Source organism: Candidatus Chlamydia corallus, from assembly GCF_002817655.1.
In the GTDB taxonomy this organism is placed as follows: domain Bacteria; phylum Chlamydiota; class Chlamydiia; order Chlamydiales; family Chlamydiaceae; genus Chlamydia; species Chlamydia corallus.
Window position 1 is genome coordinate 246,587 of sequence record NZ_NWQK01000002.1, and the last position, 18,754, is coordinate 265,340.

Sequence of the window (18,754 nt, forward strand, 5' to 3'; positions counted from 1 at the left end):
TAGGGAGACTAGATGTTATCTCCTGCGGCCCCCTCTTCCTGGACTAGATTGTGGAGAAGAGCGACTTCCTCTTGAACTTGTTGGGGAAGATTGAGCAGAGGAGCTTTGAGAACTCGATTCTCCTGTTGCTTCGTTTAAAATAGTGCTTAAATTTTCAGCAACTTGACGTGCTGCTGCCCACAGTTGTGGCCCCAGATTTTGAGAAGGGCTTAGAGGAACGGCCATGCTTTGAGACCGACTTCCTTGTTGTACTATTATAGACCTTCCTGCAGCATTACGTACCAACGAGATTGTGGCGACATGTCTTGTCCCAGTGGGAAGAGGTTCTGGTGGTGTTTGTGTCGAAACAGACGCTGTGGTCGGTGATGCTGAAGTGCCTGTAGATCGCGTAGATACACTTTCTGTTCCAGTTCCTGTATCTGTAGTGGATGTTTGAGTTGTCCCTACGCCAGTATCTTGAGTAGATACACTTTCTGTTCCAGTTCCTGTATCTGTAGTGGATGTTTGAGTTGTCCCTACGCCAGTATCTTGAGTAGATACACTTTCTGTTCCAGTTCCTGTATCTGTAGTGGATGTTTGAGTTGTCCCTACGCCAGTATCTTGAGTAGATACACTTTCTGTTCCAGTTCCTGTATCTGTAGTGGATGTTTGAGTTGTCCCTACGCCAGTATCTTGAGTAGATACACTTTCTGTTCCAGTTCCTGTATCTGTAGTGGATGTTTGAGTTGTCCCTACGCCAGTATCTTGAGTAGATACACTTTCTGTTCCAGTTCCTGTATCTGTAGTGGATGTTTGAGTTGTCCCTACGCCAGTATCTTGAGTAGATACGCTTCCTGTTCCAGTTCCCACGCTAGTTGTTGACGTACTTGTTGTTATAGGTTGTGGTATAAGCACGGTTGCTAGTTGAGATTGTTGTAGGGGAGAGCTGTAACTTATATTTGATTGCGTCAGAGCAGTCACTATCTTCGCTATAGAAGGTTGTGTAGGTGCTGATGTTTGATTTCCCTCTTCCTCTTTGATAATCTTACTGATATGTCCGCCACCTTGATTTAGGGGCTGGCCATCTTTGTAAGCATTATCTAGATGGTTACGGATTTTCCCTAAGAGTCCTGAAAGATCCAAATCAGGACTTGGCGAAAGATTCGTTGTTGTGGATTTAGTATCAGTTCGCGCGCCTCCTGTGTGTCCAGTGTTGTTGTCGTCGTCATTAACGTCTACGCGTTCAGCAGTGTGGATAGATCCATCCTCACTAATGACGTTAATGCTATTGGCATTTCCTGTAGAGCCTCTGACTCCTCCAGAACTTCTAGATCCGTCTTGAGAAGCAAGCTTAGCAAAACGAGCTATACTTTTAGATTGGAGAGGTCCTGTAAAAGTATTGTCTGAACTTTGAGGACCGTCTTGAGAAACAAGCTTGGCAAAACGAGCTACACTTTCAGGTTTGAGAGGTGCTATAAAAGTATTTTCTAAATTTCCAGAAACGTCATTCTTTACGATCGAGCCTATAGTCTCTCCATTTTCTAAAGGAGGGAGTACGGGACTACCAGTCGTTCCAGGATATACATCATTTAAATGCTCGCGAATTCGAGCGAGGAGGCCTCGGTTGTCAGTAACTTCACCATTGTTGTCTCCAGGTATCCTTCCTCTTCCAGTAGTTCCTCCTGCACCTCCAGTGCCATCGCCAGTTCCTCCTGCACCTCCTCCACCAGCTCCATCAGTATTACCAGCAGTAGTTTGGGGAAGAATCACGGTGGGGATGTTAATTCCGTTTTCACTATTTCTTACTACCTGGCCTAAATTCTGATTTAGATTTCCGACTAAATTACCCTGTTGATCATAAGCGACATCAAGATGTTGTCTAACATTACGTAAGACTTCCTTTAAAGTTTGATTCGAAATAGTCAAAAGACGAGAACCGCTGATATTTGGCGGAGGAGTTGGAGGAGGAGCGTTATCATCCATTCCTGGACCTGGATCTTCAAATTTTATAACGGGTTCTTCTACGGTATCTCCAGATCCTGTAGACCTTGTATCGACTTCTTGATCTGTATTTGTTGCTTTCGTAGATGTTGCGTCGGCGGCTCCTGCACCTCCTCCTCCTGTAGTCACATTAGTTGTAGTTCCACCTACATTTATGCCACCAAGGTCAACACGAATTCCTCCCAAATTGACATTAACATTAGGAATAACTACACCACTTCCTGGAGTTCCAGGACCAGGACTTTGATGAGAAGTTGGAGTCCCTTCTCTTGGAGTTTCATTCAAGAAGCTAAAATCAGGAGTAGGGGTAGTTTTCCAGTTAATGCCCTTTAACCCGCCAACATCATCCCAGATTGGGCCTGTATTTACTTTTGCTCCACGACGCCATGCAGAAGGTGTGAATCCACTGCTAGATTCTTTAGCATTCCAAGGGCCGTAGACTACAGCAGTTTTAAATTTCATGCTAAGCATGAGGTGATTGTAATCTCCCCCTGTGGTGCCAGAACGTTCTGCTATTGTAGGCTCGACTCGGTTGGTCCAATCTGAATGGATAGTTTCGTATCCAACACAGAATTTGGCTACGCACATCTCTAAGTCAGCAGGTTTGGTAAGATTTTCTTTGGTTTTTGCATTAGTAACTTTTATAGATTCAGCAGTTTTCCAATCGCCATTGCGGACAAAAATGAAACTACTTCTAGCTTCATCTACATAAACAAAGTGCCCTCCTTTGGTTTGCATTTTCTGCTGAACACCAGGATTTTGCAGGAACGCCATAATAGAGGCTTTATCGGTAGGATCGTAATTTGGAATAGTACTTTCAGGGAGACCACCAGGTCCTTCAGGTCCTTCAGTTCCTTCAGCGCGCTCGCTTCCTTCCAACCCGTGCAAGCTGCCTAGATCTGGACTACTACTCCTAGCTTGTTCAGTGCCTCCAGTAGGGGCAGACATAGAGTCATTCGAGCCTGCTCTAGGTGCAAAACTGTCTCCAGACGAAGAGGAAAGTTCAGAAGGTCTTCTGGTCGTACGACCAGATAGTGCAAAAAGCCCTGCAGATTGGGCTGCTTGTGCCGTAGGTCCAGCACCGCCAGTAGATGGGGAGAAAGTAGAAAAAGAGTGTTCGGCAGAAAATTGTACAGCAGTTTCATCTTGCGTTTCAAGATTTTGAATTTCCTCTCCTGAGAGTGTAGCTACTTTCTCTGCTGTACTTTCTGCCTGTCCAGATCCTGTTGTTGTAACAGTGTGGTCTCCTAACGCTCCTACCGTTGTTGTCGTTACAGTCGGCCCAGTTTGGGTCACCTGAGTAGTTGTCGATGGTTGATTGATAGGAGATGCCATAATCTATTTGAGAAATAAATAATTTTTAATTCTATTAGTTATATTTTAAAATAGATTGATTATATTTATCTTCGTTTTTGTTTTTAATAAAACAAAAACGATTATTCAATATTTTTAATTATTTTGAATTAAGTAACTTTGATCTAAGGAAAAAGTTTGAATGGCAATAAACCTTGGAGAACGTTAACGTTTCTTTTAATGATTTTGATGCCGAAGGAAACGCAGAATGCAGATTGCTGAAGTATTTGGTGGTAGTAGACTAAATGGTGAAGTACAGGTTTCAGGAGCAAAAAATGCTGCAACTAAGCTGCTTGTTGCTTCTTTGCTTTCCGATCAAAAGTGCACACTGCGGAATGTCCCTGATATAGGGGATGTCTCTTTAACTGTAAGGTTATGTGAATCTCTAGGAGCACATGTCTCTTGGGATAAGGAATCTGAAGTTTTGGAAATTCAAACTCCAGAGATACAATCTACGCAAGTTTCTCCCATATTTTCAAATGTCAATAGGATTCCTATCCTTTTATTAGGGGCTCTTTTAGGGCGTTGCCCCGAAGGTATTCATGTTCCTACTGTTGGAGGAGACGCTATAGGAGAGAGGACCTTAAACTTTCATTTTGAAGGGTTAAAGCAACTCGGCGTTCATGTTTTCTGTGATAGCTCGGGTTACTACGCAAAGGCTCCTGGAGGTCTTAAAGGAAACTATATTAAGTTGCCCTATCCTTCTGTAGGGGCTACAGAAAATCTCATACTTGCAGCAATTTATGCTAAAGGAAGAACTGTCATAAGAAATGTAGCTCTTGAAGCTGAAATCTTAGATTTGGTGCTCTTTTTGCAAAAGGCAGGGGCCGATATCACTACCGATAATGATCGTACGATAGATATTTTCGGGACTGATAGTCTTGGTTCTGTAGACCACACAATCCTTACAGATAAGATTGAGGCAGCTTCGTTTGGTATGGCTGCCGTAGTTTCTGGGGGACGCGTTTTTGTTAGAAATGCTAGACAAGAACTTATGATTCCTTTTCTCAAGATGTTGCGGTCTATAGGCGGAGGATTTTTGGTCTCCGACTCAGGAATAGAATTTTTTCAAGAACGCCCCTTAACGGGAGGCATTGTCTTGGAGACCGATGTTCATCCAGGATTCTTGACGGATTGGCAACAGCCTTTCGCAGTTCTATTGTCACAAGCTCGGGGATCTTCCGTAATCCACGAGACTGTCCATGAACATCGTCTTGGCTACCTTTATGGGCTTCAGCAAATGGGAGCAGATTGTCAGCTTTTTCATCAATGCTTAAGTACCAAAGCATGTCGTTATGCTATGGGGAATTTCCCTCATAGCGCTGTGATTCATGGGGCCACGCCTTTACAAGCTTCGCATTTAGTCATTCCAGATTTACGTGCAGGATTTGCTTACGTCATGGCGGCTCTCATTGCAGAAGGAGGGTGCTCAATTATCGAGAATACGCATCTTCTAGATCGTGGGTATACAAATTGGGTAGGTAAGCTTAGAAGCCTCGGAGCTAAAATTCAGATCTTTAATACGGAATGCAAAGAACCTACAAACGTTCCAGAGTCTTTAGCCCTAAGAGATTCATCCCTGTAGCTAAGACCTTTTCAGTTAGAGCACAAAGAAACAGTCTTGATTTCGCATGGGGAGAGTCTTGAATATGGCAGTCACGAAAGAATCCATTAAATTTATGGGTCAGGTTGTAGAGATAGTCCGTAAGAAAATGCGGACAGAGCTCCTTGATTGTGCTCTCTAAAGCTTCTGGGAAGCGTAGCAAAGCCAATGCGAGTGCCTCTTCGGCAGGTTCTTGAATTTGAGCGGGTCCCTCTAAGGAAAGTTGAGAAAGTTCTAAACGACGTTTGATTCCCTGAATCCGCACATAGGCATAAAGTAGGAACAGGGCCGTGTTGCCATCAAAGCGTAGCATTTTTTCAAAAGAAAAGACGTAATCGCTCGTCCGATGTGAAGAGAGATCACTATATTTTATTGCATTGATTCCAATGACGGGCGCCCTCGCTTGGATTTCTTCATCCGTAAGTTCGGGCCGATGTTCCCTCAAGGTTTCTTCGGCTTTTTCAATAGCAGTATTGAGAAGCTCGCGGAGTTTTACATTTTCTCCAGACCGAGTTTTAAGTTTCTTTCCCTGAGGATCCAAGACGAGACCGAAGCCCACATGGGAAAAGATCCCAGGTTGTAGATAGTCTGCAGCAATCGCTGTAGCCTCAAGTAGTTGGAAATGTAGAGACTGGCCTAAGTCGGTCACAATGATAATCTTATCAGCATGATCTTTCTCTATCCGATAACGCATAGCGGCAAGATCCGTGGTGGCATAATTGTACCCCCCGTCACTTTTTTGGACCATAAAAGGAATCGAAAAGGCTTCATGAAAAACGCACTTAGCATTATTAGAAATAGTAAGGAGATGTTTCTTCTCTAAATCTTGGATAATTTCAGGAAGGAAGGGGTTATAAAAAGATTCTCCGCGTTTTTCAATACTAATATCCAAAATATCATAGATTTTCTGGAAGGCCCTTTCCGAAGTTTCACAGATCTTCTCCCATAGGGCAGTTGCTTGCGGATCCTTAGCCTGTAATGCTACTACATTTTGTTGGGAGCGTTTTTTAAATTCTTCATTATTAGCAAAGCATTCATAGGCCTTTTTATAAAGACTCGTAAGATCTTCAAGATCACTATAGTCGCAAGGAATCTCTTGCAAATAGGTGATCAACATCCCAAACGCAGTTCCCCAATCGCCGACATGATTGAGTCTAAGTACATCATGACCTACATAAGCCAAGATTCTAGCAAGGCTATCACCAATAATTGTAGAGCGTAAATGTCCAACATGCATATCTTTGGCAATATTTGGAGAAGAGAAGTCAACAATAATTTTTTGAGGCTGAGCCACTCGAAATCCTAACTCTAGAGTGTCCCTGAAGTCCTGTAGCTGTCGACTTAAAAAAGCTGGAGAAAATTTAAAATTTATAAATCCTGGTCCAGCAATTTCAATTAAAGCAAAGGGTTCTTCGGGAAGCTCGGCTACTATAGCTTCAGCAATATTTCTTGGAGCTTTTTTTAAAATACCAGCCAACTTCATGGCATCGTTGCATTGATAATGACCAAAATGTTCTTTTGTAGATTGGGTAATTTCTGTAGTCCAAGCTTCTAAGTCGGGAAAGGCCTTTGCTATTGCCTGGGAACATAGCGAAGATAGGATAGAAAGTAATGTCAACATAAGTTTAGGGGATGTCTCCTTTGCAACCTGATTCATACCATGCCTTCAGTTCGGCAATTTTGTTCATAATTTGATTCGTGATGATCTGATATGCTTCTTTGTTTTTCATCTGTGGATTTTGAATGCTATCATCGAAATGCATAGGTGTGCCAAAAACACAAGTGACGGTTTTCCAGACATTGGGGAATTTGTGATGACGGTTAAAAGCTTCAAAGGTCCCTGCAATATAGACAGGGATGACGGGAACCTTACATTTCACTGACATCATACCAATACCGATCTTACCAGGCTGTAGCTGACCGTCGGGGCTCCGGGCTCCTTCTGGATAGATGACTAACTTCTTTCCTTTACTTAAGAGTTGCATGGCGATTTTAAATGCTGCGGAGTTGCCTTCGTCATGGCGGACTGGAAAACAGCCCCACTGCTTCCATAGCCATGGGATATTAAATAAAGAAGCTCGTGCTAGGTGATAGATACACTCGTGGACACTCATGTGCAACGCTATGGGATCCAAAAAGGAATTGTGGTTTACTGCAATAATGGCGGGGCCTTTAATAAAATTTTTTTTCACTCCATAAACTTTCAGTTTATAGAATAAAGAAAAGGCTATCCAGGTGAAAAATTTACAAATGCGGAAAATCATAGCTGGTGTCGAAATAGTAAAGCTAAAATCTTCTCCAGAACTTGGGTTATTGTCAAATCTGAAGAGTCGATTACTATACCATTTTCAGGGATGACTAGGGGATCATGAGTACGTTGCGAGTCTCTAAGATCACGCTTGATAAGCTCGGCCCGCAATTGCTCAGGAGAAAGAGTTCCTGCAGGGAGATCTTTTAAGCGTCTTTGAGCACGCACTTCAGGACTTGATGTTAGAAAAATTTTTAAATCTGCATCGGGAAAGACGGTGGATCCCATATCTCTTCCTTCGAATACACAGTTGCCAAGTTGAGCATAGCGTCGTTGCAAACCCTGCATGAATGTACGCACTTCAGAAAGTTGGGAGAGTTCTGATGCTGCGTTTGCGACTTCTTGAGTCGTTAGTTCAGAGGTAAGGAGATGACCATTAAAAAAAGACTCTAAAGGTTGGCCTGTAGCAAAAGTAAAAGAAAACGGAGGTTCTTCTAAAAACTGTGCCAAAGGGAGAGTTGCCCAAGGAGATTGTAAACGAGCGTACGCTAACGTGCGATACATCTTTCCTGTATTGCAGTAATTGAAATGGAGATGCTCTGCTAGAGCTTTTGCTGTTGTGCTTTTCCCTGTTCCTGAAGGTCCATCAATGGTAATAATCATCCAATAAACTCTTTAGATTGGGTTATGAGTAAAAACAAGTACGCAATTGGTGTTGACAGAAGCAACGAGTCTAACGTATCCAGCATACCACCAACAGCCTTGAGCTTGTTGCTATTTTTTAAATGAGCATCACGCTTGAATATGGATTCGATAATGTCTCCAAAGAACCCCGTGATTCCTAAAACGAGTCCTAGGGGAATTAAAATTGCAGGCATAGGGAAGTAATTCATAAACCTAGAGGGAATTTGTAGAAAGAAAGCAAAACTAATAAGCGTGGCTCCTAAGCAGCCTGCAATAAAACCTACCACAGTTTTATTAGGGCTAATTTGTGGGGTGATTTTCTTATTTCCAAAGGCCTTGCCAAAGAAATAACCAAAGATATCAGCACCTTTAGTTGTAGCAATAAGAAAAGAAGCCCACCAAATCCCAAGATAGGGTTCTTGTGTATGAACAAACCCATAGAGGATGTATAAGAATAAACGTATCGGAATGCCTACATATACAATAGAAAAAAGCGTGACTCCCGATAGCTGTAAAGCTCCAATCTTAGATTTTCGAACCTTAAAGATGCTCCACACGACCCAGATGATGAGTAGGGTCCAAGGAAGGGCTTGGAAGAACTCTGGGAGAATGCTTCCCCAGCGAATTGAAAGAAAACTTAAAGCTAAAAATAAAAAAGTTCCGACAGCACTAAACATTCTTAATGGGTACTGTATTTTTACTTTGGCCATTGAAGAGTACTCGTAGGTACCTACAGCACCACAAGTTGCGGTAATAAACCCTAAAGCAAAAGAAGTTAGGGGAAATAGGGAGCTATAGAGAAGAAGAACTAGAAATGTAAGTACTAACGAATGAACAACAACACGCTGAAATAAATCTCCGTACGCACTGGACTTCGATTTAGACTTATTTAAATTAAGCACCTATTTCCCTCCTCGTCTTGACCTTTTCTGGTAGACGTTAATAGCTTCAAACAAATCTTGAGGCGTAAAATCTGGCCACAAGACCTCAGTAATATAGAGTTCTGTATATGCTATTTGCCACAATAGAAAATTACTGACACGCATTTCACCCCCTGTACGGATAAGTAAGTCGGGGTCCGTGAGTCCTGATGTGTCTAAGTAAGAGCTAATCAAAGATTCTGACAGGTCATCAGAAGATATTTTTTTATTTAAAATATCAAGATGTAATTTTTTAAATGCACGGACTAACTCATCTTTTGCACCATAGTTAATAGCTAATACTAATTCTAAACGGGAGAATCGTGCTGTCATGCGGATGACTTGGTTTATCTTTGTTTGTATAACTTTAGGGAGTTTGGAAAGGTCTCCTATACAGCGTAAGCAAATTTCGTTTTCCATGAGATAGGGAAGCTGCTTATCTAACTGGGTATAAAAAATTTTAAAGATTTCTCGAACTTCCTCTTTGGGTCTCGCAAAGTTTTCTGTAGAAAATGTATAGAGGGTAAGAACTTTAATCCCTAAATCCAGAACAGCATTTAAAATATTTGGAAGGACCTTGGCACCATGATAATGACCCGATGTATATGCGTAATCATACTCGTCCCGATGTTTTTTGTACCATCGGCGATTCCCGTCCATAATGATAGCGACATGTTTTGGAAGGGGCTGTAGAGAGGGAACACCTGGTTTAGCATTTTTTGGAGCTAAAGACAAATCCACAGAATCATTTATTAGGGCGTAAGTCACAATTCGTTCTCAGGAACAACTTTTCGAACCTATCTTTTAGGAAAGGAGCATCCACCCCCTTGCCTAAGACAAAAACCCCTAAGGACTTTTCCCCTGCCATTCACGTGGGGAGGCCGTATTCTATAAGCAGATATTTGCTCCAAAATAAAGACTTCTGAGATTTCTTCTCAAATGAATACAATAACGGGGCTTCTTAGGCGTCCTCATAATCTAATTATACTTTGCTTGCTCATGGCAACCAAAGAGTAGAAAATATTAGGTTGCATAGTAGAAGAAACTAGAATATCTTGACAAGTTGACATTCATTTTTTCAAAGTCGAAATAGTTTTCAAAGTGTTTTTTGTATTTTTTCAATAAGAATTTTAAAGCAAATTCTTTTGTTTTTTTAATTTTTTGTTTTGTTACTATTAATCTAATTTTATTAAATTCTAGTTTTTTATTAAAAATAAAAGGATTCTTTCAATGAAATTCCCTCGTATATCCATTTCAGATTTGCTTCCCACCCAAATGGTCATTTGGTGGCGAGGTGGAAGTAAGGTGCAATATCTCCCGAATACACAAAACCTATCTAAAAAAATAGTTGCTGGTGTTTTAGCTTGTTTGGGTTTGGGATTATTAGGATGCGCTGCCTTTGCTGCTGCGGTTTGTCAGACCATTTTCCCGTGCATAGGTCTTATGATTATAGGATGCGTTCTTTTAGGTATTGCTTACTTACAATACTCTAAAGGATGGTTACGACTGGAGTCTCCTCTGTTTCGAAAAACTAATATTTTTGAAAAACCTATAAATTGGTTAGGATGCCTCTCTCTATTGCAATCTTGGGGGAAAATACGACCTGGCTGTTACTATCATCCAGGTTGTCCTCAAGTAGAGATCTGTGAAGGGTCTCAGGAGATCATTGATAAGATATGCCAAAAAAAAGCAGATAGAAATACCAGTCTCTTTCTAATCCAAGAAATGGATCGAGCTGCACTAAAACAAAGGACCGCAACGAAGACTACCTTGTCAGAAAAAACTTTTGATATAGATCCTTCTGTAGTTTCTTCGCTACTTTCTGAAATTGAAGGGGAGAGTCAGGAAGAATCGGGACCTAAAGTTATTTCCTGGAGTCCAGCAAACGAAGAGAGTCATCGCACCTATCCTAAAAGTGTGATTTATGTAAATATTCCTGAAGTTTCTGCAGGAGCCAAGGAGTATCCAGGAAAACAATATATTGATGCCTATTCTGAAGCATTTTCTACTGCATTAAATCAAATCGGTGATCCCTCTATAGTGAAAAAGCATACCATCTATATACTCACCCCTATACTTGGACTTCCTGATACACTACCCCCAGAGGAAAGACAAACCATAAAACTGCTTTCGCAGGCTGCTTTCCTCTACACTGCAGAGCTTGTTGCAGAACAGCTTGCGGAACAAAAGCGCGACTCCATTCGGATAAAGTTTGTTTTAACAGATCCAACAAGCGCAACACCATTGCGTTTTTCTCCTTGTCGTTCGTCAATTTCACGGAGTCCTGTTCCTCTCTCTTTTTCTGGTTTTGTTGAAGAGGGGGACAACCGTAATTTTGCATAGTTTCTATTTAATTTGACCCCTCTTCGTGTATTGTACCTTAGTAATATTAAAAATAGTCTTTTACAGCAAACCTGGGATAAAGAACTCTCTTTGAAGATAGAGGCTCCTCTTCGTTTGACGATTTTTTTTTCAACTGGTATTTTGGTTTTAATATTTCCTGATAAAAAGTAGAGCGGTGCAATGAAACAGAAGGTTAAGCGAAACTTCGCTATCATTATTTGCGTGTTTGCTTTGGCTTTGTATTATGTTTTGCCTACATGTTTATATTACGCCAAGCCTCTGGACAAGAAAATCGATGCGAATGAAGCTGAGCACATAATTAAATCTTTTACTAAACAAGCCCAGCAAGTTCGAAAAGACGTCATTCCTCGTGTCTCCGCGATCCTTTCGTCTTTACATTTATCTGGGCACATACAACAACATTCTGCGATTCCAGATATTGTAAGTGTTCGCTTTAAGAGTAGTGAAGATGCAGGGGACTTTATCGAAAACCTTGTTCATGGAGAGCCTAACGTTCCAATAAAATCTTCGAGACTCCATGTGGTTGGCTATAATCAAGAACATGGAGACCATGTTATACAGGTAGCAAGCTCTTTAAATACTTCCCTAGTAGAAAGTGATTTTTCCTTTGTTCCGTATTCTTCGGAAAATGAACAGGAGATAATATCAAATATTTTGCAACAGGTGTATTCTGAGTGCACTTTTTCGAATCAAAAAGACTGCTCTTGTAATTATCCCTCTACCTGGGAAACTGCACCTCAAGAACAAGTGCTACACTACGCCCACAGCCTTGCTTCTGGATTTGAGATTTTTTCCTCTCGACTTTCAGCGTTTTGCCAACAATCCTTTTCTTCTAATCAAGATAAAAGCACATTTTTATTACGCCTGTCTCTCTTGTCAAATGACACGAAAGTCAATGTTGAAGACCAAAAGCTATTAAGGAGTGTGCATCAAGTTCTTTCTCAAAGCCTATTCGTTCGCAGTTTAGACTGCCCTTATATTGAGGGAAATCGATTAGATTGTAGTGAGTCATCGTTATTTTTTAGTTGTATAGAATATTGTTCTAAGGAACGCAAAGTTGTGGTGAAACTGCATCCTGATTTGTTAGCACAGCGTAAGAACCTGTCTGCAGAGCAAATCTTAGATTTTGAAAGTCGCTTTGCTATGGAAAAACAAAGGCTCTCTAAGAAGTTGACAGTTCAAATAGAAGATCATGATGCGGGGCTTTCTTTTGCATGGACGGATAAAGATGCTCAAGGGAAGATCGTTCTTCATGGAAAGCGTTTGCACCAAGGAATTGCAGAACATCTGACTACTTTGCTTTTACATAGGCCTGCACCTGAATGTTGCGATCTTATTCCAGAAAACTTTCCAATCTTTTGTCGTCCGCCTGCAGAAAGCGAATCTTTTGGTTGTTACATCTTTTCACCTAATGCAGACTGTAAGCATTTTTCTAAAGGCTCGGTCTACATCTTACTGAAAGGACTACGTTCTATCACTGCAAAGTATCAACAAGGAGGAGGAAAGGAACTCCACAATTTCCAAAAAGATTTACAAAATCTCTATAACTGTTTCTCCCATACAGAAGCCATTTCCTGGACTCTCGGGGAAGATCAAATTTTAGAAATTACGCAACCTTTGCAGCAATTTATAGATATTTGGGGAGAGGGATTTGTCATAGGAAAAGAAGGTAGCGCATTTTTAAAAGTTAAAGACATTAAAGATCGCCTTGCCACTGTAAATCAAATTGAAAAGAATCGTCAAAGTGATTTAGTGCGTTGGCATGAGCAATACCGCCACGCAAAGTGTTCTATGGATCTTCAGGAACGTTTGAGTGCTCCAGTTCCTTATCGCAATCTTTTTTTAGAGAATATCAAACTAAACATGAGAAAATTTTCTCGTGGAGAGAACGTACTGCGTCTTGGTATTGATTTTGTTGGTGGACGTCAGCTTCTCCTCACTTTTAAAGATCATCAGGGACAGCAACTTACTGATAAAGAAGATATTCTCAAGGTTTCCGACGAGCTATATGCTCGATTGAATAAACTTGGCATATCGGAAATAGAACTTCGCCGTGAAGGAGATTGCATCCATCTTAGTGTGCCAGGATCTTCTACAATCTCCTCATCCGAGATTCTAGGCACCTCAAAAATGAGTTTCCATGTTGTGAATGAGAGGTTCTCTTCTTACAATTCCTCACGCTACGAAGTGCAAAGATTTCTAGACTATCTTTGGTTTACTTCTCAAGCTCGAGGGACGACATCCCCTGAAGAAGTGAACACTTTGGCTAGCATCTTATTTAATGAGGAAGTCGATGTACCTCGAAGTGTTCATGAGGCAATTAGTAAACTTAAGAATGAAGGACTTGCTTTTTCTCCTGTAGGATGCGAAACGCCCTCCAAAGATTTAGATACCACGTTTTCGATGATTGCTATCGAAAAAGACAAAGAACAAAAAGCAAATCCTTTAGTGATTGTTTTTAGAAACTATGCATTAGAGGGAGCTTCTCTGAAAGACATTCGTCCAGAATTTGCTGCGGGGGAAGGCTATGTTCTAAATTTCTCAGTCAAAGATACAGGTCCTAAGAAAATCGCACAAAAACTTTCTCCCGCGGAGAGCTTCCATAAATGGACTTCTGCATATTGTCAAGAAGGGATCAGTGGTACTGCGAATGGACAGTATTCTGGAAATCGTGGTTGGCGTATGGCCGTAGTCATTGATGGTTATATGATCAGCAGTCCTATTTTAAATGCTCCATTGAAAAATCATGCAAGTGTTTCTGGCAAATTTACCCACCGTGAAGTCAGCAAACTCGCCTCAGATTTAAAATCTGGAGCGATGTCTTTTGTTCCCGAGGTTCTCAGCGAAGAAACGATCTCTTCCGATCTTGGAAAAAAACAATGTACACAAGGCATTATTTCTGCATGCTGCGGTTTAGCAATGTTGATTATTTTAATGAGCGTATATTACAGATTCGGAGGGGTCATTGCTTCGGGGGCTGTGTTGCTGAATCTTCTGCTTATCTGGGCTGCTCTACAGTATTTAGATGCCCCGCTCACCTTATCAGGACTCGCTGGAATCGTCCTGGCTATGGGGATGGCTGTAGATGCAAATGTTCTTGTATTCGAAAGAATCCGAGAAGAATTTTTATTGTCTCAAAGTCTTAAGAAATCTGTAGAAAAAGGATATACAAAGGCTTTTGGAGCTATTTTTGATTCTAACTTGACTACAGTATTGGCTTCTGCCCTTCTTTTCTTCCTAGATACGGGGCCAATTAAGGGTTTTGCATTAACATTGATTTTAGGGATTTTCTCTTCGATGTTTACGGCTCTTTTCATGACTAAGTTTTTCTTCATGATGTGGATGAATAAAACCCAACATACACAATTACATATGGCGAATAAGTTCGTGGGTATTAAACATGATTTCTTGGGAGGTTGCAAAAAACTTTGGGCTGTTTCAGGAAGTATTTTCCTTTTAGGTTGCGTAGCCCTTGGTTTTGGAGCTTGGAGTTCCGTTTTAGGTATGGATTTTAAAGGAGGGTATGCATTTACCTTTAATCCAAGAGAGCACGGCATAACAGATGTTGCTCAAATGCGTGGGCAGGTTATTGATAAACTAAAGCAAGCGGGCCTTTCTTCTAGAGATTTTCGTATTCAAACATTTGGATCTTCAGAAAAGATCAAGATTTATTTCAGTGATAAGGCTTTAAGTTATACGAAAGTGGATAGCAGTCCCCGTCCTCAAGTGAATGATCATGAGTTGGCGTTAGCTGTAGGATTGTTGTCAGAAACAGGTCTCGATTTTTCTACTGAAAATCTGAACGAAACCCAGAATTTCTGGTCAAAAGTGAGCAGCAAGCTATCAAAAAAAATGCGTTATCAAGCGAGCATTGGGCTTTTAGGAGCTTTAGTAATCATTTTGCTATATGTTAGTTTGCGCTTTGAATGGCAGTACGCTTTTAGCGCGGTATGTGCCTTAATACACGACCTTTTGGCTACCTGTGCTGTGTTGTTTATAGCACATTTCTTTTTGAAAAAAATTCAAATAGATTTGCAAGCTATTGGTGCTTTAATGACCGTATTGGGCTATTCACTAAACAATACTTTGATCATTTTTGACCGCATTCGCGAAAATCGCCAAGCAAACCTGTTTAAGCCTATACATATTTTAATTAATGATGCCTTGCAGAAGACCTTCAGTCGCACTATGATGACAACAGCTACAACCCTATCAGTGTTATTAATGCTGTTGTTTATAGGGGGAGCCTCTGTCTTTAATTTTGCCTTTATTATGACCATAGGAATTCTTCTAGGAACATTATCATCTCTTTATATTGCACCACCGCTTTTGTTATTGATGGTTCGTAAAGAAAACAACGCAAAATAAGTACCCTTAATCTAACATTTAGCAATATAAAAATGTCCTTTCAGTTGGTAAGCTCAAAGGCTCTTTGGTATTAAATTTATGGAAAATTTAGATAATGCTTCTGCAGCAGGCCTGTGCTGGACTCATCCCAAGCAAGATTCTGCGTTTCTTGGAATGATTATCAAAGAATTCCACCTTCCTCCCACAGTTGCTCAGATTTTTATCTCAAGAGGATTTCAAACGATCGAGGAAATTCATCAATTCTTATACAACCATCTCTCTAGTCTTTATGATCCTGGACTGTTCTTAGACATGTCTAAGGCTGTAGAACGTCTGCTGCTTGCCAGAGATCGTAAAGAACATGTCATGATTTATGGAGATAGTGACGTCGATGGAATCACAGGTGTGGCACTCCTTGTAGAATTTCTAAGAGAAATTGATGTCCACGTCAGCTACTTTTTTCTTGGTGCGATACTTAAGCAACACGGAGAGACCTCCATGCTCATTGCTAAGTTGAAAGAGGAACAAGTTTCACTTCTCATCACTGTAGATTGCGGAATTACTGCAGGGAAAGAGGTGAGTGACATTACAAGACAGGGTATTGACGTAATCATTACAGATCATCACATGCCGACAGGAAAAATTCCCCACTGCATAGCCACCCTAAATCCTAAATTACGAGACCATACCTACCCTAATCGAGAACTCACGGGTGTAGGCGTGGCTTTTAAGCTTGCCAGAGGAGTGTTGAATGCACTCACTTCTAGAAATCTTGTTTCCAAGAGTCAGGGTAGTTTGAAAAAATTACTTGATCTTGTGACATTGGGAACGATCACCGATGTCGGCGTTTTATTAGGAGAAAACCGTGTTATGGTGCGCTATGGGATCAAAGAAATTGCTAGAGGTGCTCGACTGGGATTGAATAAGCTCTGCGTATTGTCTGGAGTAGAGAGAAGTGAAGTCACCTCCACAGATATTGTGTTGAAGATCGCGCCGAAACTCAATAGCTTAGGGCGATTGGATGATCCTGCAAAAGGTGTGGAACTTCTACTTACCGAAGATAATGAACGCGCAGACGCTCTTATTGCAGAGCTTGATAATATAAATAAAGAAAGGCAAAGAATAGAAGCCAACGTGTTCCAAGATGTTCAAGAGATTTTAAATAGTAACCCTGAGATTTTAAAGCAGGCTGCTATCGTTCTCTCATCCACGGCATGGCATGCTCGTGTGATTCCAATTATCTCAGCACGTCTTGCTAAAACTTATAACAAACCTGTAGTAATCATCGCTATCCAAGGAGGAATAGGAAAGGGATCAGCAAGAACTATAGGATCGTTCCCTCTACTTGGAGTGTTAAAGAAGTGCTCCTCTCTTCTTCTATCTTATGGAGGTCACGACTTTGCAGCAGGCGTGATTATGAACGAAAATAAGGTCGAGGATTTTAAAAAGAAATTCATTCACCTGGTTCACTCTTCTCTTAAAAAAGGCGATGCACTTCCTCGTCTTGACATTGATGCCTATGCGGATTTTGATGTTATAGATTACGATCTCCTAGCTTCTATGGAGTTGTTTGAGCCGTTTGGGAAGGGGAACCCTATGCCCGTGTTCTATTCAAAAGTTCGCCAGGTACGTTACCCAAAAGTATTGCCTGGGAACCATCTTAAGCTCTATCTTAGCCAAAAGGACAGGAACCTTGAAGGTGTAGCCTTCGGTATGGGAGATCACGTTGCTGCATTGAAAGCACGCTGGCATTGTCTTCTTGAGGTTGTGTACACACCGCGCTTATCCCAAACTTCTGCACCAGGTGTCATTCACCTATTTGTGCGCGATTTTCGCATTTCCTCAGAATCTAATTTTTAATCTTAAGAAGCAGAACGATTCTTTGTTAACTGAAAGTCAAGGATTTTGTTTCTCTTCAATCCAACGAGTCAAGATAGGTTTGATTAAAATAATTAGTAATATTGATAGAAATAAATGCTACTTTTCTTTTTGGTTTATCCAATTATTTTATTATAATAGTTCGCTTGCCAATTCCTGTATTAAATAATAAGGTAATGATGTCAGCAGCTATTACAAGGGAGCAGTACGCAGCTATATTGGATACCCATCCTAAACCTTCCATCCAGATGTTCTCTTCAGATCGGGCGCGAACTTCTTGGAAACAAAGAGAAGCGCATCCCTATCTTTATCGTCTTCTTGATATCATATGGGCTGTTGTTAAAGTTATTCTGGGCTTGATCTTCTTTATCCCCCTCGGTCTTTTCTGGGTAATCAATAAGATATGTCAGAATTTTATTCTTCCCAGTGCGGGAGGCTGGATTTGTAAAGCCATATGCAGGGATTCTGATTTATTGCGACAAGTTTATGCCGCTCGTCTCTTCTCTCCCTCATTCCAAGATCGTGTCTCGTCTGCTCAAAGAATTTTCTTACAGTATGACGATCTCTTTATTGACGGATTAAAAATATGCTTCCCCAATGCTAAACCTGATCGATGGATGCTAATCTCTAACGGAAATTCCGACTGCTTAGAATATAGAACCGTGTTGCTCGAGGGCAGGGACTGGATTTTACGTGTTGCTGAAGAGTCTCAATCCAATGTTCTGATCTTCAACTATCCAGGAGTGATGAGGAGTCGAGGGAATATAACAAAAGAAAATCTCGTAAAATCTTTTCAAGGATGTGTACGCTATCTTAGAGATGAACCCGAAGGACCTCGGGCGCGTCAAATTATTACCTATGGCTACTCTTTAGGGGCAAGTATTCAAGCGGAATCCCTAAGTAGGGAAAAGACGGATGGCAGTGATGGTATCCGTTGGTTTGTCATTAAAGATCGTGGGGCCCGCTCTCTAGGAGCAGTTGCTAAGCAGTTTATTGGGCATCTAGGACCTTGGATGGCGAATCTTACCAATTGGAATATTAATTCTGAAAAGAAAAGCAGAACCTTGCGTTGTCCAGAGCTCTTTATTTATGGCAAGGATTGCGAAGGTAAGCTCATTGGTGACGGACTATTCGAAAAACATACCTGCTTTGCAGAACCTTTCTTAGATCATAAAAACTTGAGAGAGTGTGTAGGAAAGAAAATCCCTATAGCTCAAATCGGTTTAAGACATGATGAAGAGCTCTCTGATGAAGTCATTACAGCGATCGCAGGGCATGTCCAGAGACATTTCGAGAACTAGAGACTGATCCTTTTAGCCTGAAAGTAGGTTTTCGAATAACTGCAGACTTAAAATCAAGAATTTTGAGCTTTTATTT

At 41.0% G+C, this 18,754-nt stretch carries 11 protein-coding genes; 5 read left to right on the forward strand and 6 right to left on the reverse strand.

Going from position 1 to position 18,754, the window contains the following annotated elements; all coding sequences use genetic code 11:
• Nucleotides 1-15 precede the first annotated feature (15 nt).
• A complete protein-coding gene (gene tarP / locus CMV32_RS05425) occupies nucleotides 16-3,315 on the reverse strand; it encodes a type III secretion system actin-recruiting effector Tarp (protein ID WP_151899115.1) in 3,300 nt (1,099 codons plus the stop codon).
• Between the two features lie 226 nt (nucleotides 3,316-3,541).
• On the opposite strand from tarP, the gene murA reads away from it, so the two are divergent.
• Nucleotides 3,542-4,918, forward strand: coding sequence for a UDP-N-acetylglucosamine 1-carboxyvinyltransferase (gene murA, locus CMV32_RS03620; RefSeq protein ID WP_100934562.1), 1,377 nt, complete (start codon nucleotides 3,542-3,544; stop codon nucleotides 4,916-4,918).
• Here murA and argS read toward each other — a convergent pair.
• Genes argS through CMV32_RS03645 form a run of 5 tightly spaced genes read right to left on the reverse strand, consistent with a single transcriptional unit; the run spans nucleotide 4,872 to nucleotide 9,523 of the window.
• Entirely contained in the window at nucleotides 4,872-6,557 is a 1,686-nt protein-coding gene (argS, locus tag CMV32_RS03625; RefSeq protein ID WP_100934563.1) for an arginine--tRNA ligase, read from the reverse strand. The genes murA and argS overlap by 47 nt on opposite strands.
• 4 nt (nucleotides 6,558-6,561) lie before the next feature.
• Entirely contained in the window at nucleotides 6,562-7,200 is a 639-nt protein-coding gene (locus CMV32_RS03630) for a 1-acyl-sn-glycerol-3-phosphate acyltransferase (protein ID WP_100934564.1), read from the reverse strand.
• Nucleotides 7,197-7,847 (reverse strand): (d)CMP kinase, encoded by a 651-nt coding sequence (cmk, locus tag CMV32_RS03635; RefSeq protein ID WP_100934565.1) that lies wholly within the window; start codon nucleotides 7,845-7,847, stop codon nucleotides 7,197-7,199. Before cmk ends, CMV32_RS03630 begins: the two co-directional genes overlap by 4 nt.
• Nucleotides 7,844-8,770, reverse strand: coding sequence for a phosphatidate cytidylyltransferase (locus tag CMV32_RS03640; protein WP_100934566.1), 927 nt, complete (start codon nucleotides 8,768-8,770; stop codon nucleotides 7,844-7,846). The genes cmk and CMV32_RS03640 overlap by 4 nt, the downstream gene beginning before the upstream one ends.
• A complete protein-coding gene (locus CMV32_RS03645; RefSeq protein WP_100934669.1) occupies nucleotides 8,771-9,523 on the reverse strand; it encodes an isoprenyl transferase in 753 nt (250 codons plus the stop codon).
• Nucleotides 9,524-10,018: 495 nt separating this feature from the next.
• On the opposite strand from CMV32_RS03645, the gene CMV32_RS03650 reads away from it, so the two are divergent.
• From CMV32_RS03650 to CMV32_RS03665, 4 genes are all read left to right on the forward strand, one after another.
• A complete protein-coding gene (locus tag CMV32_RS03650) occupies nucleotides 10,019-11,131 on the forward strand; it encodes a phage holin family protein (RefSeq protein ID WP_100934567.1) in 1,113 nt (370 codons plus the stop codon).
• A gap of 180 nt (nucleotides 11,132-11,311) precedes the next feature.
• Nucleotides 11,312-15,520, forward strand: a complete 4,209-nt coding sequence (gene secD, locus CMV32_RS03655) for a protein translocase subunit SecD (protein ID WP_100934568.1) — start codon at nucleotides 11,312-11,314, stop codon at nucleotides 15,518-15,520.
• A gap of 78 nt (nucleotides 15,521-15,598) precedes the next feature.
• On the forward strand, nucleotides 15,599-17,359 hold the full coding sequence (gene recJ / locus CMV32_RS03660; protein WP_100934569.1) for a single-stranded-DNA-specific exonuclease RecJ: 1,761 nt from the start codon (nucleotides 15,599-15,601) through the stop codon (nucleotides 17,357-17,359).
• 197 nt (nucleotides 17,360-17,556) lie between these two features.
• Entirely contained in the window at nucleotides 17,557-18,678 is a 1,122-nt protein-coding gene (locus CMV32_RS03665) for a CPn0927/CPn0928 family alpha/beta hydrolase fold protein (RefSeq protein ID WP_100934570.1), read from the forward strand.
• Nucleotides 18,679-18,754 lie beyond the last annotated feature (76 nt).

Bases quoted from the DNA above. Each gene is read 5' to 3' on its own strand.
- tarP (WP_151899115.1), bottom strand. From the start codon at position 3,315: ATGGCATCTCCTATCAATCAACCATCGACAACTACTCAGGTGACCCAA.
- murA (WP_100934562.1), top strand. From the start codon at position 3,542: ATGCAGATTGCTGAAGTATTTGGTGGTAGTAGACTAAATGGTGAAGTA.
- argS (WP_100934563.1), bottom strand. From the start codon at position 6,557: ATGTTGACATTACTTTCTATCCTATCTTCGCTATGTTCCCAGGCAATA.
- CMV32_RS03630 (WP_100934564.1), bottom strand. From the start codon at position 7,200: ATGATTTTCCGCATTTGTAAATTTTTCACCTGGATAGCCTTTTCTTTA.
- cmk (WP_100934565.1), bottom strand. From the start codon at position 7,847: ATGATTATTACCATTGATGGACCTTCAGGAACAGGGAAAAGCACAACA.
- CMV32_RS03650 (WP_100934567.1), top strand. From the start codon at position 10,019: ATGAAATTCCCTCGTATATCCATTTCAGATTTGCTTCCCACCCAAATG.
- secD (WP_100934568.1), top strand. From the start codon at position 11,312: ATGAAACAGAAGGTTAAGCGAAACTTCGCTATCATTATTTGCGTGTTT.
- recJ (WP_100934569.1), top strand. From the start codon at position 15,599: ATGGAAAATTTAGATAATGCTTCTGCAGCAGGCCTGTGCTGGACTCAT.
- CMV32_RS03665 (WP_100934570.1), top strand. From the start codon at position 17,557: ATGTCAGCAGCTATTACAAGGGAGCAGTACGCAGCTATATTGGATACC.